This is a genomic window from Inquilinus sp. OTU3971 (assembly GCF_038440215.1).
Genome location: NZ_JASATH010000048.1, coordinates 22,663 through 44,187, shown reverse-complemented (window position 1 = coordinate 44,187; position 21,525 = coordinate 22,663). Strand labels below are relative to the sequence as shown.

General features: G+C 69.7%; 22 protein-coding genes. 15 read left to right on the top strand and 7 right to left on the bottom strand.

The window, feature by feature from the left end; genetic code table 11:
- Window positions 1-22 precede the first annotated feature (22 nt).
- Entirely contained in the window at window positions 23-781 is a 759-nt protein-coding gene (locus AAHM41_RS14590) for an SDR family NAD(P)-dependent oxidoreductase (RefSeq protein ID WP_342237276.1), read from the top strand.
- Window positions 782-846: 65 nt separating this feature from the next.
- The gene (locus AAHM41_RS14585; RefSeq protein WP_275542378.1) at window positions 847-975 is read left to right on the top strand and encodes a hypothetical protein; all 129 of its coding nucleotides are present in this window, start codon (window positions 847-849) and stop codon (window positions 973-975) included.
- Here AAHM41_RS14585 and pssA read toward each other — a convergent pair.
- From pssA to fabD, 7 genes are all read right to left on the bottom strand, one after another.
- Complete coding sequence (gene pssA / locus AAHM41_RS14580) at window positions 957-1,850, bottom strand: CDP-diacylglycerol--serine O-phosphatidyltransferase (protein WP_342237275.1); 894 nt, start codon at window positions 1,848-1,850, stop codon at window positions 957-959. The genes AAHM41_RS14585 and pssA overlap by 19 nt on opposite strands.
- On the bottom strand, window positions 1,847-2,569 hold the full coding sequence (locus AAHM41_RS14575) for a phosphatidylserine decarboxylase (RefSeq protein WP_342237274.1): 723 nt from the start codon (window positions 2,567-2,569) through the stop codon (window positions 1,847-1,849). The genes pssA and AAHM41_RS14575 overlap by 4 nt, the downstream gene beginning before the upstream one ends.
- Entirely contained in the window at window positions 2,559-3,587 is a 1,029-nt protein-coding gene (mltG, locus tag AAHM41_RS14570; protein ID WP_342237273.1) for an endolytic transglycosylase MltG, read from the bottom strand. Before mltG ends, AAHM41_RS14575 begins: the two co-directional genes overlap by 11 nt.
- Window positions 3,588-3,591: 4 nt before the next feature.
- Window positions 3,592-4,854, bottom strand: a complete 1,263-nt coding sequence (fabF, locus tag AAHM41_RS14565) for a beta-ketoacyl-ACP synthase II (RefSeq protein WP_342237272.1) — start codon at window positions 4,852-4,854, stop codon at window positions 3,592-3,594.
- 45 nt (window positions 4,855-4,899) lie between these two features.
- On the bottom strand, window positions 4,900-5,139 hold the full coding sequence (locus AAHM41_RS14560) for an acyl carrier protein (RefSeq protein ID WP_034844540.1): 240 nt from the start codon (window positions 5,137-5,139) through the stop codon (window positions 4,900-4,902).
- 143 nt (window positions 5,140-5,282) lie between these two features.
- Complete coding sequence (fabG, locus tag AAHM41_RS14555; protein WP_342237271.1) at window positions 5,283-6,020, bottom strand: 3-oxoacyl-[acyl-carrier-protein] reductase; 738 nt, start codon at window positions 6,018-6,020, stop codon at window positions 5,283-5,285.
- Between the two features lie 32 nt (window positions 6,021-6,052).
- Entirely contained in the window at window positions 6,053-7,003 is a 951-nt protein-coding gene (gene fabD, locus AAHM41_RS14550; protein ID WP_342237270.1) for an ACP S-malonyltransferase, read from the bottom strand.
- Window positions 7,004-7,238: 235 nt separating this feature from the next.
- On the opposite strand from fabD, the gene rpsF reads away from it, so the two are divergent.
- The 13 genes from rpsF (at window position 7,239) to AAHM41_RS14485 (ending at window position 21,496) form a co-directional block, all read left to right on the top strand.
- Window positions 7,239-7,703 carry a 30S ribosomal protein S6 gene (gene rpsF / locus AAHM41_RS14545; RefSeq protein ID WP_342237269.1) on the top strand — a complete coding sequence of 155 codons (465 nt, stop codon included), beginning with the start codon at window positions 7,239-7,241 and terminating at the stop codon, window positions 7,701-7,703.
- A 5-nt stretch (window positions 7,704-7,708) separates the two neighbouring features.
- The gene (gene rpsR, locus AAHM41_RS14540) at window positions 7,709-7,939 is read left to right on the top strand and encodes a 30S ribosomal protein S18 (protein WP_306770208.1); all 231 of its coding nucleotides are present in this window, start codon (window positions 7,709-7,711) and stop codon (window positions 7,937-7,939) included.
- 12 nt (window positions 7,940-7,951) lie between these two features.
- Window positions 7,952-8,536 carry a 50S ribosomal protein L9 gene (gene rplI, locus AAHM41_RS14535; protein ID WP_342237268.1) on the top strand — a complete coding sequence of 195 codons (585 nt, stop codon included), beginning with the start codon at window positions 7,952-7,954 and terminating at the stop codon, window positions 8,534-8,536.
- Window positions 8,537-8,715: 179 nt separating this feature from the next.
- Window positions 8,716-11,349: a bifunctional lysylphosphatidylglycerol flippase/synthetase MprF gene (mprF, locus tag AAHM41_RS14530; RefSeq protein ID WP_342237267.1), complete on the top strand. Its 2,634-nt coding sequence runs from the start codon at window positions 8,716-8,718 to the stop codon at window positions 11,347-11,349.
- Window positions 11,346-12,785, top strand: a complete 1,440-nt coding sequence (locus tag AAHM41_RS14525) for a virulence factor family protein (protein WP_342237266.1) — start codon at window positions 11,346-11,348, stop codon at window positions 12,783-12,785. Before mprF ends, AAHM41_RS14525 begins: the two co-directional genes overlap by 4 nt.
- A 108-nt stretch (window positions 12,786-12,893) precedes the next feature.
- Window positions 12,894-14,381, top strand: a complete 1,488-nt coding sequence (locus tag AAHM41_RS14520) for a replicative DNA helicase (protein WP_342237265.1) — start codon at window positions 12,894-12,896, stop codon at window positions 14,379-14,381.
- A complete protein-coding gene (gene alr / locus AAHM41_RS14515) occupies window positions 14,371-15,486 on the top strand; it encodes an alanine racemase (protein ID WP_342237264.1) in 1,116 nt (371 codons plus the stop codon). The genes AAHM41_RS14520 and alr overlap by 11 nt, the downstream gene beginning before the upstream one ends.
- Window positions 15,483-16,253: an MlaE family ABC transporter permease gene (locus tag AAHM41_RS14510; RefSeq protein WP_342237263.1), complete on the top strand. Its 771-nt coding sequence runs from the start codon at window positions 15,483-15,485 to the stop codon at window positions 16,251-16,253. The genes alr and AAHM41_RS14510 overlap by 4 nt, the downstream gene beginning before the upstream one ends.
- 5 nt (window positions 16,254-16,258) lie before the next feature.
- On the top strand, window positions 16,259-17,035 hold the full coding sequence (locus AAHM41_RS14505) for an ABC transporter ATP-binding protein (protein ID WP_342237262.1): 777 nt from the start codon (window positions 16,259-16,261) through the stop codon (window positions 17,033-17,035).
- A gap of 14 nt (window positions 17,036-17,049) precedes the next feature.
- Window positions 17,050-18,486 carry a DNA repair protein RadA gene (gene radA / locus AAHM41_RS14500; RefSeq protein WP_342237261.1) on the top strand — a complete coding sequence of 479 codons (1,437 nt, stop codon included), beginning with the start codon at window positions 17,050-17,052 and terminating at the stop codon, window positions 18,484-18,486.
- The gene (locus tag AAHM41_RS14495) at window positions 18,422-19,222 is read left to right on the top strand and encodes a CvpA family protein (RefSeq protein WP_342237278.1); all 801 of its coding nucleotides are present in this window, start codon (window positions 18,422-18,424) and stop codon (window positions 19,220-19,222) included. Before radA ends, AAHM41_RS14495 begins: the two co-directional genes overlap by 65 nt.
- An 83-nt stretch (window positions 19,223-19,305) precedes the next feature.
- Window positions 19,306-20,772, top strand: coding sequence for an amidophosphoribosyltransferase (gene purF, locus AAHM41_RS14490; protein ID WP_342237260.1), 1,467 nt, complete (start codon window positions 19,306-19,308; stop codon window positions 20,770-20,772).
- A 4-nt stretch (window positions 20,773-20,776) separates the two neighbouring features.
- Complete coding sequence (locus AAHM41_RS14485) at window positions 20,777-21,496, top strand: SDR family NAD(P)-dependent oxidoreductase (RefSeq protein ID WP_342237259.1); 720 nt, start codon at window positions 20,777-20,779, stop codon at window positions 21,494-21,496.
- The last annotated feature ends 29 nt before the right edge of the window (window positions 21,497-21,525 follow it).

The window sequence follows — 21,525 nt, the reverse complement described above, 5'->3', positions numbered from 1 at the left end:
CCACTTTGCGTAGCAAATCGCCGTGACGAAGCCGACCGCGATTCTGATCACCGGCGCCTCGAGCGGTCTCGGCGCCGCGCTGGCGAGGGGCTATGCCGCGCCCGGCGTGCGGCTGGTGCTGTTCGGGCGCGACGCGGCCCGGCTGGAGGCGGTGGCCGGGGCGGTCCGCGCCCTTGGCGCGACGGTGGAAACAACGATAGTCGATGTCACCGACCGGGCGGCGATGGCGGCGGCGGTGGCCGCGGCCGACGAAGCCCGGCCGCTCGACCTGGTCATCGCCAATGCCGGCGTGGCCCCGGGCGGGGCCGAGGGCGCCGACGCGGCGGCGAAGGGCCGCCGGATCCTGGCGGTCAATCTCGACGGGGTGCTCAACACCGTCGACCCGATCCGGCCGCGGATGACGGCGCGCGGCGCCGGGCAGATCGCGCTGATGAGCTCGCTGGCCGGCTTCCGCGGCTTTCCCGGCATGGGGCCTTATGCCGCCTCGAAGGCCGCGGTGCGGATCTATGGCGAGGCGCTGCGGGTCGAGTTGAGGCCGCGTGGCGTGCGGGTCTCGGTGATCTGCCCCGGCTTCGTGCGCACACCGATGACCGACGGGGCCGATTTCCCGATGCCGATGCTGATGGAGGTCGAGGACGCCGCGGCGGCAATCCGGCGCGGGCTGCAGCGCGACCGGCCGCTGATCGCCTTTCCCTGGCCGATCCATGCCGGCACGAGGTTGCTCGCCGCCCTGCCGACCGGCTGGGCCGACGCCCTGATCCGCCGCGTCATGCGGGTGTGACTGCCGTCACGGTGCGCTCACGAAAGACCGTGCATGGTCCTGTCACGCACAGTGAGAGCACGACCATGCATCTGATCCATGACGACGAAGACACCGACAGCCCGTTCGACCTGATCCGCGAGATCGTGACCATCGTCGGCTGGGTGGCGACGACCTTCGCCCTGCTGCTGGTCGCCTACGCCGCGTTCGGCTGATCCGGCCGATCCGGAGGCTGCTGAGCCGGGGAGTCGGCCGCGGCAGCCGGCACCGCCTCCTCCTCGTCCAGCTCTCCCATCATCAACGCGGCCTGGCGCTTGAGATGGGCGTAGCGGCGGATGCTGAAGGGGATGCTGCCGACATAGATCAGGCCGAGCGCGACCAGCGTCGGCCAGGTGGCGGTGACCAGCAGCGTGGCCACCAGCCCGATCCCGACCAGCACCGGCACGATATATTCCTGCGGGATCCGCACCACCTTCATCGAGAAGGTCGGGATCCGGCTGACCAGCAGCAGCGCTACGAAGACGGTCCACAGCCCGACCAGCAGCGGCGCCACCCAGAAGCCGGAGGAGAATTCGAAGCTGATCATCACCGGCATCAGGATCAGGATGGCGCCCGCGGGCACCGGCACGCCGGTGAAGTAGTTGTAGGCGAAGGGCGGCAGGGTGGTGTCGTCCAGCGCGGTGTTGAACCGCGCCAGGCGCAGCGCGGCGCAGACCGCATAGGCCATTACCGCCAGCCAGCCCAGACTACCGGCATACTGCATCATCCAGAGATAGAGGATGATCGCCGGGCTGACGCCGAAGCTGACGATGTCGGCCAGGCTGTCCAGCTCGGCCCCGAACTTGCTCGACCCGCGCAGCAGCCGGGCGACGCGGCCGTCGAGACCGTCCAGCACCGCGGCCACCAGGATCGCCGTCACCGCCTGCTCCCAGCGCTCGTGCACGGCGTAGCGGATCGCGGTCAGCCCGGCGCACAGCGCCAGCGTGGTCAGGATGTTCGGCAGCAGCCGGTTGATCGTCAGGCCGCGGATGCGGACGACCGGACGGCGGCGGAAGGGCCGCCGGTGCCGGCGATGCTCCGGCCTCATCATCGGGCGATCGCGACCGGGTTGGCGACGGCGGCGGCCGCCAGATCGGCCAGCACGGTCTCGCCGCCGATCATGGTCTGGCCGACCGAGACCAGCGGCTCCACCCCGTCCGGCAGGTAGATGTCGGTCCGGCTGCCGAAGCGGATCAGCCCGTAGGTCTCGCCCGCCACCACCGGTTGCCCCGGCGACAGGTCGCAGATGATGCGCCGGGCCACCAGCCCCGCGATCTGGACGAAGACCAGGATCCGCCCGTCCGGCAGGCGCAGCGAGACGGCGCTGCGCTCATTCTCCTCGCTGGCCTTCTCCAGATTGGCGTTCAGGAACTTGCCCGGCCGGTACTTCACGTCGATCACCGCGCCGTCGGCCGGAACCCGGTTCACATGTACGTTGAACACGTTGAGGAAGATGCTGATCCGGGTCAGCGGCCGGTTGCCGAGGCCGAGCTCCGCCGGCGGCGTCGCCTGCACGAGCATCTGGACCAAGCCGTCGGCCGGCGCCACCACCAGGTCGGGCCGGTTCGGCGTCACCCGCGGCGGGTGGCGGAAGAAGTAGATGCACCAGGCGGTCGCCAGCACGCCGAGCCAGCCCAGCGGCTCCCACAGCATGAACAGTATCACGGTGGCGACGGCGAAGACGCCAATGAACGGGTAGCCGGCCGGGTGAATCGGCACCAGGACCCCGCGGATCGTGTGCAGAAGATGGGGGTCGTCTCTACCGCTCAATGGTGTCTCCGGTGTCCGGGGCCGCGTCGCCGGGATTGGGCGGGGCGGCCTGTCGTCGCTTCTGCCATTCGGCGACGTTGCGATTGTGCTCCTCGAGCGTCCGGGCGAAGACGTGCCCGCCGGAGCCGTCGGCTACGAAGTAATAATAGTCCGTAACCGCCGGCTTGAGCACTGCGGCAAGTGCGTCGCGGCCAGGATTGGCGATCGGCCCCGGCGGCAGCCCTGCCACGACATAGGTGTTGTACGGCGAATCGAGCTTCCAATCGGCCCGGGTCAGCGGGCGGCCGAGCGGCTTCTTCCCTTCGGTCAGGGCGTAGATCACGGTCGGGTCCGACTGCAGCGGCATGCCGGCCTGCAGCCGGTTCAGGAACACGCTGGCGACCACCGGCCGCTCCGCCGGCACGCCGGTCTCCTTCTCGACGATCGAGGCCAGGGTGACGGCATCCTGCGGCGACTTGACGGGCAGGCCGTTGCCCCGCCTGGCCCACAGCGCGTCGACCTCCTGCCGCATCGCCTTGCGCATCCGGTCGATCACCGCCGCGCGGGTGTCGCCGCGGATGAACTGGTAGGTCTCCGGCAGCAGCGAACCCTCGGCCGGGATGTCCCCGGCCCCGCCGGTCAAGAGCGGCTCGGCCTGCACCAGGGCGACGATCTCGGCCGAGGTCAGGCCCTCCGGAACGGTGATCTTGTGCGAGACGTTGCTGCCGCGGGCCAGCAGATCGGCCGCTTCGGCCGGCGAGGTCCCGGGCGCGAAGGCGTATTCCCCGGCCTTCAAGGCGCGGTCGCCGCCGTCCAACGCGGTTCCGGCCAGGAACACCCAGCGGTTCTCGACCACGCCCGCCGCCTCGAGCTGCGCCGCGATCGCAGTCAGGCCGCTGCCGCGCTCGATGACCAGCGTCGCCGGCGCCGTCAGCGGTCCCGGCGCGCGGTAGGCATGCAGGAACCAGGCGACGCCGCCACCGATGACGGCCGCCAGGACCACCAGGAAGGCGAGCGCGCGGGCAAGGGCCCGAAGCATGCCCTCAGAGATACTCGCGGAAGACCAGCGACGCGTTGGTCCCGCCGAAGCCGAAGCTGTTCGACAGCGCGGCGCGCACCGGCCGCTCCTTGGCCTGCTTCGGCACCAGGTCGACGCCGAGGCAGCTGTCGGACGGGTCCTCGAGGTTCAGCGTCGGCGGCACAACGTCGTGGTTGATCGCCAGCACCGAATAGATCGCCTCGACCGCACCGGCCGCGCCGAGCAGATGGCCGATCGCGGATTTGGTCGAGGACATTGATACGGTCTCGATGGCGTTGCCGAACAGGCGCTTGACCGCACCGAGCTCGATCTCGTCGCCGAGCGGCGTCGAGGTGCCGTGGGCGTTGACGTAGTCGATGTCCGACGGGGTCAGGCCGGCGCGCTTCAGCGCCGCCGACATCGCCCGGAAGCCGCCATTGCCGTCTTCCGGCGGGGCGGTGATGTGATGGGCGTCGCCCGACAGGCCGTAGCCCACGACCTCGGCATAGATCGTGGCGCCGCGGGCCTTGGCGTGCTCCAGCTCCTCGAGCACGACCACGCCGGCGCCCTCGCCCATGACGAAACCGTCACGGCCCTTGTCATAGGGGCGGGAGGCCCGGCCGGGGGTCTCGTTGTAGCCGGTGGACAGCGCCCGGGCCGCGGCGAAGCCGGCGAGCCCGAGCCGGCAGACCGCCGCCTCCGCCCCGCCCGCCACCATGACGTCGGCATCGTCCCACATGATCAGCCGCGTCGCGTCGCCGATCGCGTGCGCGCCGGTCGAGCAGGCCGTGACCACGGCATGGTTCGGACCGCGGAAGCCGTGCTGGATCGAGACCTGGCCGGAGGCCAGGTTGATCAGCGCCGCCGGGATGAAGAAGGGGGAGATCCGGCGGGGTCCCTTCTCCTCCAGGGTCAGGGAGCCCTCGGCAATCCATTGCAGGCCGCCGATGCCCGAGCCGATCATGACGCCGGTGCGATCACGCGCCTCGTCGGTCGGCGGCACCCATCCCGAATTCGCGATCGCCTCATTGGCCGCGGCGATCGCGTAATGGATGAAGACGTCGTTCTTGCGCTGGTCCTTGGGCGGGACCGCGCTGTCGACGTCGAAATCACCCGGGCCGGTGCCGCGCGGCACCATGCCCGCGATCCGCGCCGGCAGATCCGAGACGTTGAAGGTCGAGATCGCCCCGATGCCGGACTGGCCGGCGGTCAGTCGATCCCAATTGGTCTTCACACCGGCACCGAGAGGCGTGACCATCCCCATGCCGGTGATTACGACACGTCGCATCATTTCATCCGGTTCTGCGGCGGAACGTGTGGCACGGGCCAGCGATCAACCGGCCGAATGCGCTTCGATGAACTGGATCGCGTCCTTCACCGTCAGGATCTTCTCGGCCGCGTCGTCCGGAATCTCGCAGCCGAACTCCTCCTCGAACGCCATGACCAGCTCGACGGTGTCGAGGCTGTCGGCGCCCAGATCGTCGATGAAGCTGGCCGACTCGGTGACCTTGCCTTCTTCGACGCCGAGATGCTCGACGACAATCTTCTTAACGCGCTCGGCGATGTCGCTCATTCGTTCTACCTTTCAAGAGAGCGGAACGGGGCTGAATTCCGCAGTGCTGAACCCCCGCACGAGTGACCGCCCCGTAACCCGCGGTCACATAACACACCTGATCGAACATGGCCAAGCATCTGGCCATGTCCAGCCCAGCGACGTCAAACCATCGCCATTCCGCCATTCACATGAATGGTCTGGCCGGTGACATAGGCCGCCTCGCTGCTGGCGAGATAGAGGACCGCGGCGGCGATCTCGGCCGGGTCGCCCATCCGCGCCATCGGGATGGTGGCCGAGATCCGCGCCTTCTGCTCGTCGTTCAGCGCCTCGGTCATGGCGCTGGTGACGAAGCCCGGGGCGACGCAGTTGACGGTGATGCCACGGCTCGCGACTTCCTGCGCCAGCGCCTTGGTCATGCCGGTCAGGCCGGCCTTGGACGCCGCATAGTTCACCTGGCCGGGATTGCCGGTGTGGCCGACGATCGAGGTGATCGACACGATCCGGCCCCAGCGCTTCTTCATCATGCCGCGCAGGGCGGCGCGCGCGAGGCGGAAGCCGGACACCAGGTTGACGTCCAGGACGGTCTCGAAATCCTCGTCCTTCATCCGCATCGCCAGGCCGTCGCGGGTCAGGCCGGCATTGTTGACCAGGATGTCGATGCCGCCGGTCGCGGCCTCGGCCGCCTTGGCCACCGATTCGGCGCCCTCGGCGCTCGCCAGGTCGCCCGGCGTCACATGGGCTCGCTCGCCCAACTCACGGGCCAGCGCCTCCAGTTTCTCGACCTTGGTGCCGGACAGCGCCACGGTGGCGCCCTGGGCGTGCAGCAGGGTCGCGATGGCGCGGCCGATGTCGCCCGAGGCGCCGGTGACGAGCGCCGACTTGCCGTTCAGATCGAACATGCTCTCTATCCCCTGTGCTGCGGCCCTGTGCTTCAGGCGCCGGCCGATGCGATCCAGGCGTCGATCTCCTCGGGCGTCTGCAGCGACACCGCGGCGAGGTCGCGATCGATGCGCTTGGCGAGGCCGGCCAGCACCTTGCCGGCCCCGAGCTCGACCAGTTCCTGCACGCCCGCGGATTTCATGTAAAGCACGCTCTCGCGCCAGCGCACGGTGCCGGTCACCTGCTCGACCAGCAGGCGGCGGATCTCGTCCGGCGCGGTGACCGGGCCCGCGGTGACATTGGCCACCACCGGCACGGCCGGCGCCTTGATCTCGACCGCGGCCAGCGCCGCGAGCATCGCCTCGGCGGCCGGCGCCATCAGCGGGCAATGGAAGGGCGCGCTGACCGGCAGCAGGATGCTGCGCTTGGCGCCGAGCTCGGCCGCCAGCGCCATCGCCCGCTCCACCGCTTCCTTGTGGCCGCTGACCACGACCTGGCCGGGCGCGTTGTCGTTGGCCGCGCTGCAGATCGAGTCCGCGGTCGAGGCACGGGCGGCGACATCGCGCGCCTGGTCGAGGTCGAGGCCCAGCAGCGCCGCCATGGCGCCGATTCCGACCGGCACCGCCTTCTGCATCGACCGGCCGCGCAGGCGCAGCAGCCGGGCCGCGTCGGCGACGCTGACCGCCCCGGCCGCGGCCAGGGCCGAGTATTCACCCAGGCTGTGGCCGGCGACGAAACCGGCGAGATCGGCCAGCGGCTTGCCGGACCGCTCCGCCATCGTCCGCGCCGCGGCGACCGAGGCCGCCATCAGCGCCGGCTGGGCGTTCTCGGTCAGCGTCAGCGTCTCGATGTCGCCGCCGAACATCAGCTCGGACAGCTTCTGGCCCAGCGCCGCGTCGACCTCGGCGAAGACCTCGCGGGCGGCAGCCGAACCGTCGGCCAGCGCCTTGCCCATGCCGACAGCCTGGCTGCCCTGTCCCGGAAACACGAAAGCGCGCGCCATGGCGGCGATCCCCGCATCACAATGAGGGCGCTGGTCTTAGAGCCTCGCCATAGCAAGTCAAGCCTGATCGACGATATCGGGTTCCGATCGCGCTTGATCTCCAAGCGTTCCCGAGTATAGTGCGCGGCTTCGTCGATGCTCCTTGCCGGTCGCTTGGCATAGCGGCCGGCTGTGACATGGGCGGCTGGCGGGTCCCCGCGCAGCGCCATGTCGGGAACAGCCATAAGGAGTCACAATGCCACTTTACGAATGCGTGTACATCGCGCGGCAGGACGTGTCCGCCGCGCAGGTGGAGGCCCTGACCGAGGGCTTCTCCGCCATCCTCACCGAGAATGGCGGCAAGGTCACCAAGACCGAGTATTGGGGCCTGAAGAGCTTCGCCTACCGGATCAAGAAGAACCGCAAGGGCCACTACGTCCTGCTGAACATCGACGCCCCCGCGGCCGCCGTGGCCGAGATGGAGCGCCTGATGGGCATCAACGAGGACGTGCTGCGCACCCTGACCCTGCGCATGGACGTCCTCGAGGAAGGCCCCTCGGCGATGATGCAGAGCCGGGCCGGCCGGGACCGTGACGGTCGCGACCGCGATGGCCGGGGCGACCGTGACGGTCCCCGCGGCGATCGTGATCGTGGCGAGCGCCGGGATCGCGGCTTCGGCGCCCCGCGTGAACAGGCCGAAGGTGAAGGAGCCCAGGCATGAGCGCGATGGGTGCACGCCGTCCGTTCTTCCGCCGCCGGAAGACCTGCCCGTTCTCCGGCGCCAACGCGCCGAAGATCGACTACAAGGACACCAAGCTGCTGGGCCGGTTCATCTCCGAGCGCGGCAAGATCGTCCCGAGCCGCATCACCGCGGTCTCGGCCAAGAAGCAGCGTGAGCTGGCCCGCGCCATCAAGCGCGCGCGCTTCCTCGGCCTCCTGCCCTACATCGTGAAGTAAGGGGAGGATCCGATGGAAATCATCCTGCTGGAGCGGGTCGAGAAGCTCGGCCAGATCGGCGACGTGGTGAAGGTGAAGCCCGGCTTCGCCCGCAACTACCTCCTGCCGCAGAAGAAGGCGCTGCGCGCGACCAAGGCCAACCTGGCCGTGTTCGAGAAGCAGCGCGCCCAGATCGAGGCCAACAACCTCGAGGCCAAGGGCGAAGCCGAGACCGTCGCGAGCCGGATGGACGATGTGCAAATCGTCGTCATCCGCCAGGCCGGCGATACCGGCCAGCTCTACGGCTCGGTGTCGGCGCGCGACATCGCCGACGCCCTGACCGAGAACGGCTACACCGTCTCGCGTGGCCAGGTCGCGATCGAGCATCCGATCAAGACCCTGGGCCTGGAGAAGGTCCGGATCCGGCTGCACCCCGAGGTCAGCGTCATCGTCACCGTGAACGTCGCCCGCTCGGCCGAAGAGGCCGAGATGCAGCGTCAGCGCGGTGGCATGGTCGTCGCCTCGGTCCTCGAAGAGGAAGAAGCGGCGGCTGAAGCCGCTGCCGAGGCCGCGATCGCCGAGGCCGAAGCCGAGACCACCGAGGGCGAGCCGGCCTAACCAGCCCGGTTCGGTTCTGTATCGAAAAGGCGCGGACCTTCGGGTCTGCGCTTTTTTGTTGGGGAGCGGCCCGCCCCGGAAGCGGCGCAACCTGAACAACAGGTTGCAAACTCTTAACGTGATCCGGGGCCCGGGCGGGATTAGCGTCCGGCCCATCCGGTCCAATCGAGTTCCCGTCCATGTCCACGGCACAGCCGCAGGCGGTTTCCGTTCCGACTGCCGATGCGGCCGCCGTCACCGGCGGCCTGACCCTTCGACCCATGCACCAGCGCCTGAAGCCGGCCCTGCTGACCATCGTCACCCTGCTGCTGTTCGCCGGCGCCGCCTATGCGATCCGGCAGGAGCTGGCGGCGATGAGCTGGCACGACCTGATCGCCCGGATCCGCGCCCTGCCCTGGACCTCGGTCGGCTTGGCGCTCATGGGCACGATCGGCAGCTTCATCGCGCTGATGGGCTATGACTGGTCGGCGCTGCGCTATGTCGGCTCCCGCGTGCCGCTGCGGACCATGGCCCTGGCCAGCTTCTGCGGCTATGCCGTCGGCAACACCATCGGCGGCCTGGTCACCGCCAGCTCCGTGCGCTACCGCGTCTACACCGCGACCGGGCTGGAGTTCGGCGACATCGCCAAGATCGCCGGCTTCTGCGCCCTCGCCTTCGGCTTCGGCATCGTCACGGTCGGCGCCGCCGGGGTGCTGCTGCAGCCGCATCTGCTGACCCGCGCCCTCGGCATCCACGGCCTCTGGACCACCGCCGGCGCCGCCGTGATCCTGGGCGGCGCTGCGCTGTTCCTGCTGCTCTGCGCCCTGCGCCGGCCCGGCGAGCCGTTCCTGGGCCGGATCCCGCTGCCCAGCTTCGGCATCGCCGCCGGCCAGCTGGTGATCTCGACCGTCGAGCTGCTGTTCGCCGGCTTTGCCTTCTGGGTCCTGCTGCCACATGGCAGCGTGCCGTTCGGCGCCTTCTTCGTCGTCTTCGTCGTCGCCACCGTGGCCGGCATCCTCAGCCATGTGCCGGGCGGCGTCGGCGTGTTCGAATCGGTGATGCTGCTCGGCCTCGGCACGGTGCTGCCGCCGCAGGCCATCGCCGCGGCGCTGGTCGTCTACCGCGCGGTCTACTTCCTGATACCGGTGATCCTCGCCGTCGGCATCCTGGCCAGCGCCGAGACCTCGCGGGCCTTGAGCCGTCTGCAGAGCCACGCCCCGACCCGGCTGACGCTCGACGTCGCCGGCCGGCTGATGCCGTCGGTGATGGCGGCGCTGATCTTCGTCGTCGGCACGCTGCTGCTGATCTCGGCCGCCACGCCGACGCTGAAGAGCCGCTTCGAGATCCTGGAAGACCTGCCGATCGCGGTGGTCGAGCTGTCGCACATCCTGGCCGCCATGACCGGGCTGGCGCTGCTGGTCGTCGCCTGGGGCCTGTTCCGGCGGCTGATCGCGGCCTATTGGCTGACCCTGCTGCTGCTCGCCGTCAGCGCTGTGCTGGCCCTGGGCAAGGGCTTCGCCTGGCGCGAGGCGCTGCTGCTGCTGCTCTGCCTCGTCATCATGCTGCCCTGCCGGGAGGAGTTCTGGCGCCGCTCCGCCCTGTTCGACCAGCCGATGACACCGGGCTGGCTGGTCGCGCTCGGCAGCGTGGTCGGCGGCATGGCCTGGCTGACCTTCTTCTCCTTCCGCCACGTCGCCTATGCCAACGACCTGTGGTGGACCTTCGAGGTCCATGACGAGGCCTCGCGCGCCCTGCGGGCCATGGTCGCGGTCAGCCTGCTGGCCACGCTGTACGGCCTGTGGCACCTGGTGCGGGCCCATCACGGCCGGATGACGGCGCCGACCGCGGCCGAGCTCCACCAGGCCGAGCAGATCCTGCGGCAGCAGCCTCGCGCCGAGGCCAATCTGGTGCGCATGGGCGACAAGGCGCTGCTGTTCTCGGACAGCGGCCGCGCCTTCCTGATGTATGCCATCCAGGGCCGGACCTGGGCCGCGCTGGGCGACCCGGTCGGGGCGCGCGAGGACTGGCCGGAGCTGATCTGGCGGTTCCGCGAGATGACCGAGGCCACCAGCGGCCGCCCGGCCTATTACGGCGTTCGGGCCGAGACCCTGCCGCTCTATCTCGACACCGGCATGACCCTGTCGAAGCTGGGCGAGGAGGCACGGGTGCCGCTGCGGACCTTCACGCTCGAGGGCGGCAGCCGCAAAAAGGCACTGCGCTACGCCCTGTCCCGCGGCGAGAAGGACGGGCTGAGCTTCGAGATGGTGCCGGCGGGCGCCGGCATGGGCCTGATCAGCGAGCTCGCCGCCGTCTCCGACGACTGGCTGCACAAGCAGGCGGCCAAGGAGAAGCGGTTCTCGCTCGGCGCCTTCATCCCCGATTACATCCACGGCTCGCCCATGGCCCTGGTGCGTGAGAACGGCCGGCTGGTGGCCTTCGCCACGCTGATGGTGACCGACGAGAAGAGCGAGGTCGCCATCGACCTGATGCGCCACACCGAGGCGAATTCCAAGCTGGTGATGGAGTTCCTGATCACGAAGCTGATCGTGCACTTCAAGGACCAGGGCTACGAGACGCTCAGCCTCGGCATGGCACCGCTGTCGGGCTTGGAGAGCCATCCGCTGGCGCCGCTGTGGCACCGCATCGGCCGCTTCGTCTACCGCAGCGGTGCGCGCTTCTACAATTTCGAAGGGCTGCGCACCTTCAAGCAGAAATACGACCCGGTATGGGAGCCGCGCTACCTGGCGACGCCGAGCGGCCTGGCCCCGGCCCTGGCCATCTCGGACATCGCGGCGCTGATCGGCGGCGGGATCAAGGGGCTGGTGGCGCGATGAGACGCACCTCGTGGCTGGCCGCCGCCGGACTGGTGGTGACGGCCGGGGTCGCCCTGGCCGCCGCGGCCTGGCTGATCCCCGACCAGCGCGCCTCGGCCGCGCCGCCGCGCAGCTATGACGGCGGCACCCTCGGCTCGGTCCGGCTGTGGCAGCCGGAGGGGCAGCCGGGCTCCATGGTGTTCCTGCTGTCGGACGACACTGGCTGGACGTCCGAGTTCGATACGGCGGCGCAGCGGCTGCAGGGCAGCGGCGCCTTCGTCGTCGGCGTCGACCTGAAGCGCTATCTCGACGGGCTGGAGCACAGCGACGACGAGGACTGCCACTCCCCGGCCGGCGATTTCGAGGATCTGAGCCAGCGGCTGGAGCGCGAGTACAATTTCGCCGCCTACCACGCCCCGATCGTGGTCGGCCGGGGCCAGGGCGCGACCGTGGCCTATGGCGCGGTGGCCCAGGCGGCGGCCAAGACCACGATAGCAGGCGGCGCCAGTATCGGCCCGCTGCCGCCGTTGAAGACGAAGCTGCCGCTGTGCTCCGGCCCGGCCGACACGCCGGCGGCGACTCCGGCCCCGGGCGGCGGCTTCACCTACGGGCCGCAGCCACATATCCCCGGCCGGTGGCGCGTCGGCCTGCAGCAGCCCGACCCGGCCGTGAGCGACCTCGCCACGGCTTCGGGCGGCGAGGTGGTGACGCTGCCGCAGGAGGCGCCGCTGGCCGACCAGGTCGTGGCGATGCTGCACCAGGACGCGCCGGCGGATGCCGACGCTTCCGCCGTCAGCAGCCTGCCGCTGGAGGAACTGCCGGCGGCCGGCCCCTCGCCCACCCTGGCGATCATCTATTCCGGCGACGGCGGCTGGCAGGATCTCGACAAGACCATCGGCGAAGCCCTTCAACAGAAAGGCGTTTCCGTCGTTGGCGTCGACAGCCTGCGCTATTTCTGGAGCCAGCAGACGCCGGAGCAGACGGCCAAGGACTTGGCCCATATCATCGACCATTACGGCAAGGCCTGGGGCGCCCAGCGCGTCATCCTGATCGGCTATTCCTTCGGCGCCAATATCCTGCCCTTCGCCTACAACCGGCTGCCGGCGGCGGAAAAGGCGAAGGTCGACCAGATCAGCCTGCTGGGCCTGGCCGAGCGGACCGACTTCGAGATCCGGGTCACCGGCTGGCTCGGCGTCAGCGCCGACGATGATGCGCCACCGGTGGCGCCGGAGCTGAAGTCGATCGACCCGGCCCGGATCCAGTGCTTCTACGGCGAGGAGGAGGACGACACCGTCTGCCCGACCCCTGCCATGGCCGGCGCCGAGGTGATCAAGACCACCGGCGGCCACCATTTCGACGGCGATTACGACAGCCTCGCCCGCACCATCATGGACGGCGCCGCGAAGCGGCTGCAGGCGAACCTTTCGCAATCGACGACCAAAACGACAACCCCCTGATCCAGCGACCGAATTCCGGTTGTCCACAGATCCACTCACAATCCGGTCCCGATATCCACAGCGGGGCATGGCTGGCGATGCACCAACCGGCTGCGGTAGGGTGGGCCGATGGAGAAGTTCCGGCCCGAATCCCCCCTCACCCTCGTTCACAGCGCCGACCAGATGGCGAGTCCGACCTACCGGCGGATGCCGGCGAACGAGGAGGCCGAGCAGGCGCTGCTCGGCGCCATTTTGGCCAACAACGCTGCGCTGGAGAAGGCATCGGACTTCCTGCGGCCGGAGCATTTCCACGTGCCGGCCCATGGCCGGATCTACGGCGCGGCGCTGCGACTCGCGGAGCAGAACCGGATCGCCGACCCGATCAGCCTGAAGCAGTATTTCGAGACCGACAATGAGCTGGAGGGCGTCGGCGGCGCCCAGTACCTGACCGACCTGGCGGCCAGCGTGGTCTCGGTGATGAACGCCGAGGACTACGCCCAGACCATCTACGACCTGTCGCTGCGGCGCCAGCTGATCCTGGCCGGCGAGGAGATCGTCAACGACGCCTACCGCCTCGACAACGAGATGGACGGCCCGGCCCAGATCCAGGAGGGCGAGGAGAAGCTGTACCGGCTGTCCAGCTCCGGCGTGTTGCGCAAGGATTTCGAGCCGTTCGGCGACGTCCTGGCGCGCGCGGTCGACGCCGCCGGCAAGGCGCTGGAGCGCGACACGCCACTGACCGGCGTGACCACCGGCCTGGCCGAGATCGACAAGATGATGGGCGGCCTGCAGCCCTCGGACCTGATCGTCCTTGCCGGCCGGCCCGGCATGGGCAAGACCGCACTGGCCACCAACATGGCCTTCAACGCGGCCACCGCCTATCTGCGCAAGCACGGCAAGGAAGGCGCCGTGGTCGGCTTCTTCTCGATGGAAATGTCGGCCGATCAGCTCGCCGTCCGTATCCTGTCCGAGGTCGCCGAGATCGCGTCGGAACGGATCCGCAAGGGCGACATGAAGCGGTCCGATTTCCCGCGCGTGGTCGAGGCGGCGAATCTGATCCGGCAGACACCGTTCTTCATCGACGATACCGCCGGCGTTTCGATCAGTACCTTAAGAACGCGTGCCATGCGCCTGAAGCGGCAGCATAATCTCGGCATGCTGGTGGTCGACTATATCCAGCTGATGAGCGCCGGCGGATCGAAGAAGACCGACAACCGGGTGCAGGAAATCTCCGAAATCACCCGTGGCCTGAAGATCCTGGCCAAGGACCTCAGCATCCCGGTCATCGCCCTGTCCCAGCTGTCGCGCCAGGTCGAGAACCGCGAGGACAAACGGCCGCAGCTGTCGGACCTGCGCGAATCCGGCTCGATCGAGCAGGACGCCGACGTGGTCATGTTCGTCTATCGCGAAGCCTACTACCTGTCGAAGGGCGAGCCGCCCGAGGGCACGCCGGAGCACCAGGACTGGATGGCGGCGATGGACCGGGTGCACAATGTGGCCGAAGTCATCGTCGCCAAGCAGCGCCACGGCCCGACCGGCACGCGCAGGCTGCATTTCGAGGGCCAGTACACCAAGTTCTCCAACCTGCAGTCCGATCCCAGCTTCGATGACCAGTGAGGCGGCGCTCGGCCGGGCCGGCGCCCTGCTGACCATCGACCTCGACGCCGTCGCCGGGAACTGGCGCCGGCTCCAGGCCCTGGGCGCGCCGGCCGAATGCGGGGCGGTGCTCAAGGCCGACGCCTACGGCCTGGGCGCCGTGCCGGTCGGTTGCGCCCTGCTCGCCGCCGGCGCCCGCAGCTTCTTCGTCGCGCATCTGGACGAAGGCATCGCGCTGCGGGCCGCGCTCGACGGACCCCGCATCATCGTCCTGAACGGCCTGCTGCCGGGCCTGGCGGCGGACTACACCGCCCACGATCTGATCCCGGCGCTGAATGATCCGGGAGAGATCGCCGCCTGGGCCAACCATGCCAAGGCGCTCGGCACCGCCCTGCCCGGCTTCGTCCATCTCGACAGCGGCATGAACCGGCTCGGCCTCTCACCCGAGGATCAGAACAGGCTGGCGGCCGATCCCGGCCTGCTCGACGGCATCGGGCCGATCACCTGGATGACCCACCTCGCCTGCGCCGAGGAGGCCGGGAACCCGATGAACCGGACCCAGCTCGACCGGTTCCGCCGGTCCGTGGCGACGCTGCCGCAGGCGCCGGTCAGCATCGCCAATTCCTCCGGCATCTTCCTCGGGCCGGACTTCCATGGCGACCTGACCCGCCCCGGCGCCGCGCTCTACGGCATCAACCCGATTCCGGGCCGGCCGAATCCGATGGCGGATGTGGTCCGGCTCGAGGCCCGAATCCTGCAGATCCGCCGCGTTGACACCCCCATGACCGTTGGATACGGTGCCGCCCACCGCGTGGAGGGTCCGGCCAGGCTCGCGACGATCGCCGTGGGCTATGCCGACGGGGTACCGCGCGCCGCCAGTGGTCGCGGCGCCGTGCGCATCGCAGGCTTCACCGCGCCGATCACCGGCCGCATCTCGATGGATCTGATCACGGTGGACGTGACCCACATTCCCGAACCGCTGGCCACGCCCGGCGCCCTGGCCGAGATCATCGGCCCGGAGCTGCCGCCCGACCGGCTGGGCGAGAGCGCCGGCACCATCGGCTACGAGATCCTGACCAGCCTCGGCCGGCGCTATGCCCGGCGCTATATCGGCGGGGCCGAATGAACTTTCTCGCCACGATCGGGCGCACCTTCCTGGCCTTCCTCGCCGCGGTCGGCCGCCTCGCTTTGTTCACCCTGACCGCGCTGGCGCAGTGCCTGAAGCCGCCCTTCTACCCGCGGCTGTTCCTGCGCCAGATCATCGACATCGGCTACTACTCGCTGCCGGTGGTCGGGCTGACGGCGCTGTTCACCGGAATGGTGCTCGCGCTGCAGACCCAGGCGGGCTTCGCCCGCTTCGGCGCCGGCGGCTTCGGCGCCAGCGTCGTCCTGCTGTCGGTGGTGCGCGAGCTAGGGCCGGTCCTGGCCGGGCTGATGGTCGCCGGGCGCATCGGCGCCTCGATGGCGGCCGAGATCGGCACCATGCGGGTGACCGAGCAGATCGACGCGCTCAGCACCCTGTCGACCAACCCGTACAAATATCTGGTGGCGCCGCGGCTGGTCGCCGGCCTGCTGATGCTGCCCTGCCTGGTGATCGTGGCCGACATCATCGGCGTGTTCGGCGGTTTCCTGATCAGCGTCTACCGGCTGGGCGACAATCCCTCGGCCTATATGACGGCGACTTGGCAGGCCCTCGAGGTCGAGGACGTCGTGCTCAGCCTGCTCAAGGCCGCGGCCTTCGGCTTCGTCGTCGCACTGATGGGCTGCTACCACGGCTACAATTCGCGCGGCGGGGCCCAGGGCGTCGGCGCGGCCACCACCAATGCGGTGGTCTCCGCCTCGATCCTGATCCTGCTGTTCGACTTCATGATCACCGGCCTGTACGTGGGGTGACGGCGATGGCGACCACCCCCAAGATCAGACTGGAGGGCGTGCACAAGGCCTTCGGCCCGAAGCAGGTGCTGCGCGGCATCGACCTGGAGATCGCGTCCGGCGAATCCCTGGTGGTGATCGGCGGTTCCGGCACCGGCAAATCGGTGCTGCTGAAGTCGATCGTCGGCCTGATCCGCCCGGACCGTGGCCAGATCCTGATCGACGGCACCGAGACCACCCGGCTGTCCGGCAGTGACCGGGTCGACCTGATGAAGCGCTTCGGCATGCTGTTCCAGGGCGCCGCGCTGTTCGATAGCCTGTCGGTCTGGGAGAACGTGGCCTTCGGCCTGATCCAGGGCCGCGGCGAATCCCGCAAGCGGGCGAAGGAGATCGCGGTCGACAAGCTGGCCCAGGTCGGCCTCGGGCCCGACGTCGCCGCCCTCACCCCGGCCGAGCTGTCGGGTGGCATGCAGAAGCGCGTCGGCCTGGCCCGCGCCATCGCCGCCGAGCCGGAGATCATCTTCTTCGACGAGCCGACCACCGGCCTGGACCCGATCATGGCCGACGTGATCAACGACCTGATCGTGAAATGCCGCCGCGACCTGGGTGCCACCACCCTGTCGATCACCCATGACATGGCCAGCGCCCGCAAGATCGCCGACCGCATCGCCATGATCTATGAGGGCCGGATCATCTGGGCCGGGCCGGCGGCGCAGGTGAACGATTCCGGCAACGCCTATGTCGACCAGTTCGTGCACGGCCGCGCGGACGGGCCGATCCAGATGCAGGTCCGGGTTTCCTGACGTAGGGTTCGCCCATGGCGAAGAACGCGACCCGCTACATCTGCCAGAACTGCGGCGCCAGCTTTTCGCGCTGGACCGGGCGCTGCGAGTCCTGCGGCGAGTGGAACACCCTGGTCGAGGAGGTGGTGGAGGCCGCGCCGAAGGCGTTCGGCGGGGCCAAGGCCGGCGGCGGCCGGGCCATCGCCTTCACCGACCTGGCCGCGGCCACGATCGAGGAACCGCGCTGGCGCAGCGGCAGTGACGAGTTCGACCGGGTCTGCGGCGGCGGCATCGTCGCCGGCTCGGCCATCCTGATCGGCGGCGACCCCGGCATCGGCAAGTCGACCCTGCTGCTGCAGGTGCTGTGCCGCCTCGCCGGCACCATCGAATGCGCCTATGTCTCGGGCGAGGAGGCGGTCGACCAGATCCGCATGCGGGCCCGGCGCCTGGGCCTGGCCGACGCGCCGGTCCGCCTCGCCGCCTCGTCCAATGTCCGCGACATCATCGCCGCCATGGACCGGCCGGACGGACCGAAGGTCGTGGTGATCGATTCGATCCAGACCATGTTCCTGGAGGCGCTGGAGAGCGCGCCGGGCACCGTCGCCCAGGTCCGCGCCTCGGCCGCCGAGCTGATCCGCCACGCCAAGCGCCGCGGCACCGCGCTGCTGATCGTCGGCCATGTCACCAAGGACGGCGCCATCGCCGGTCCGCGCGTGCTCGAGCACATGGTCGACACCGTGCTCTATTTCGAGGGCGAGCGCGGCCACCAGTTCCGCATCCTGCGCGCGGTCAAGAACCGCTTCGGCGCCACCGACGAGATCGGCGTTTTCGAGATGACCGATGGCGGCCTGTCCGAGGTGAGCAACCCGTCCGAGCTGTTCCTGGCCGACCGCAGCGGCGACGTCTCCGGCGCCGCGGTCTTCGCCGGGATCGAGGGCACCCGGCCGGTGCTGGTCGAGATCCAGGCCCTGGTCGCGCCCTCGTCGCTCGGCACCCCGCGCCGCGCCGTGGTCGGCTGGGACAGCGCGCGGCTGGCCATGGTGCTGGCGGTGCTGGAGGCGCGCTGCGGCGTCGCCATCGGCATGAACGACGTCTATCTCAACGTCGCCGGCGGCCTGCGCATCGCCGAGCCGGCGGCGGACCTGGCGGTGGCGGCCGCCCTGCTCTCCTCCCTCACCGGCGTGCCGGTGCCGCGCGACACGGTGGTGTTCGGCGAGATCGGCCTGTCCGGCGAGATCCGGGCCGTGGGCCAGGGCGATGCGCGGCTGAAGGAAGCCGCGAAGCTTGGATTCGCCGCCGCGATCGTGCCACAAGGTCACCCGAAGCGGGGCCGCGCGCCCAGCCGCGACGCGCTGCCGATCGAACGGCGCAGCATCGCCCGGCTGGAGGAGCTGGTGGCCCTGTTCAATACCGACGGGCGCGGCGCGTCAGCAGGCCGCCGCAGGAGTTTCGAGGAGACCGATCCTGGATAGCCTTCCCATCGCCGCCGGCGACATCGCGATCCTGATCATCCTCGCCATCTCCGCCTTCCTGGCGCTGGCGCGGGGCTTCGTGGCCGAGGTGCTGTCGATCGCCGGCTGGCTCGGCGCCGCGCTGGTGACGCTGTGGACCTTCAACGACGCCAGGCCCTATCTGCGCCAGTACATCGAGATGCAGCTGCTGGCCGACATCCTGACCGGCGTCGGCATCTTCGTCGTGGCGCTGGTGATCTTCTCCACCATCAGCCATCTGATCGCCCGGGTGGTGAAGGGCTCGGCGCTCAGCGCCGTCGACCGCTCGCTCGGCTTCGTCTTCGGCGTGGTGCGCGGCGCCGTGCTGGTCTGCCTGGCCTATCTGCTGCTGACCTGGGTGTTCCCCGAGACCCGCCGGCCGCCCTGGCTGGAGAATGCACGGATGCTGCCCTGGGTGCAGGCCGGCGCCGAATACCTGAAGAGCCTGGTGCCGCAGGAAGCGCTGGCCGGCGCGATCGACAAGGCCAAGCAGGAGGCTCCGGCCCTGACGCCGCAGATCGCCGACCCGATCGGCAGCCTGCTCAACCAGAACCAGACCCCGCCCCCCGCGGCTGCCCCGGCCCAGCCACAGCCGGCCCAGCCACAGCCGGCCCAGCCGCCGGCCTCGGCTCCGCCTGCGCCGGGCATCACCCCGACACACCCGCCCCAGACGCATCCGGCCCCCCCGTCGAACGCGGGTGCAACCGGTGGCGGTTGACATTATATAGGCCCCAGACGTTGTAAGTGGCGCCGGGCCGATTGGCGCCGATGGCGTCCAGGATCAGGAGCCCTAGCGGCCACATGCTGACGACAGATCCCTTCGACCTCACCGGCGACACGCTCCGTGAGGAGTGCGGCATCTTCGGCATCATGGGGCATCCCGAGGCCGCCGCGATGACCGCGCTGGGGCTGCACGCGCTGCAGCACCGCGGCCAGGAGGCCTGCGGCATCGTCTCGCATGATGGCGAGCAGTTCTACGTCCACCGCGCCAACGGCCTAGTCGGCGACGCCTTCTCGTCGCAAGCGGTCGTCGGCCAGCTCAAGGGCAATGCCGCGATCGGCCATGACCGCTACGCCACCACCGGCGGCGCCGGGCTGCGCAACGTCCAGCCGCTGTTCGCGGATTTCGAGTTCGGCGGCTTCGCCATCTCCCACAACGGCAACCTGACCAATGCCGGGCGCCTGCGGCACCAGCTGGTCAGCCGCGGCTGCCTGTTCCAGTCGACCTCGGACACCGAGGTGTTCCTGCACCTGATGGCGACCGCCCGCGGCGGCAACGTGATCGACCGGCTGGTCGAGGCGATGCGCCAGGTCGAGGGCGCCTATTCCCTGATCGCCCTGTCATCCGAGCACGTCATCGGCATCCGCGACCCGATGGGCTTCCGCCCGATGGTGCTGGGCAAGCTGGAGACGGCGTCGGGCACCAGCCACGTGCTGGCATCGGAGACCTGCGCGCTGGACATCATCGACGCCGAGTTCATCCGCGACGTCGAGCCCGGCGAGATGGTGGTGCTGAGCGCCGACGGCGTCACCAGCATCAAGCCGTTCCAGCCGGCCGAACGCCGCTTCTGCATCTTCGAATACATCTACTTCGCCCGCCCCGACAGCGTGGTGGAAGGCTCCTCGGTCTACGAGGCGCGGCGGCGGATCGGGGCCGAGCTGGCGGTCGAATCCCCGGTCGAGGCCGACGTGATCATCCCGGTGCCGGATTCGGGCGTGCCGTCGGCCATCGGCTTCGCCGCCCAGAGCGGCGTGCCGTTCGAGCTCGGCATCATCCGCAACCACTATGTCGGCCGCACCTTCATCGAGCCGACCGACCAGATCCGCCATCTCGGCGTGCGCCTGAAGCACAACGCCAACCGGGCGATGATCGAGGGCCGGCGAGTGGTGCTGGTCGACGATTCGATCGTGCGCGGCACCACCAGCCAGAAGATCGTGAAGATGGTGCGCGCGGCCGGCGCCAAGGAGGTCCATATGCGGATCTCCAGCCCTCCGACGACCAACCCCTGCTTCTACGGCGTCGACACGCCGGAGAAGTCGAAGCTGCTGGCGCACAACTACTCGGTCGCGCAGATGGCCGAGCTGATCGGCGTCGACAGCCTGGCCTTCATCTCGATCGACGGGCTGTACCGGGCCATGGGCGCGCCGAAGCGGGCCGGCAACGCCCGGCAGTTCTGCGACGCCTGCTTCACCGGCGACTATCCGACGCCGCTGACCGACCATACGGCGGCGCCGCGCCGCAGCTCCGCCCTCTCCGAACGCGTCTGAACCGATGACCGAGACCACGAGGCCCCTGGAGGGCCGGATCGCGCTCGTCACCGGTGCGTCGCGCGGCCTCGGCGCCGCGGTCGCGGTGCGGCTGGCCGCCGCCGGCGCACATGTCGTCTGCGCCGCCCGCACCGTCGGCGGGCTGGAGCAGACCGACGACGCCATCAAGGCCGTGGGCGGCAGCGCCACGCTGGTGCCGATGGACCTGTCGAAGTTCGAGCAGATCGACCTTCTCGGCGGCTCGCTGGCGCAGCGTTTCGGCAAGCTCGACCTGCTGGTCGCCAACGCCGCGATGCTCGGCCATCTCGGCCCGGTCGCCTACAGCGACGAGAAGGTCTGGGCCCGGGTGCTCGACCTCAACCTGAACGCCAATTACCGGCTGATCCGCTCGCTCGACCCGCTGCTGCGCGCCGCCGAGGCGCCGCGCGCGGTCTTCGTCACCGACCGCATCGCCCGCAGCGGTGTCGCCTATTGGAGCGCCTATGCCGTGGCCAAGTCCGGGCTGGACACCCTGGCCGGCCTGTACGCGGCCGAGACGGCGAAGACGGAGCTGCGGGTGGCGCTGTTCCATCCCGGGCCGATGGCCACCCGCTTGCGCGAGCAGGGTTTTCCGGGCGAGGCGCCAGGCGCTCAGCCGGCGCCGGACGCCGCCGCCGACCGGCTGGTCTCCCGGTTGCTGTCGGAGGACGGCCTCGCTGCCGGCGAGGTCGCGGACTGGGATTAGGGTCCGCGAGCCCCATAATCTCTTCACAT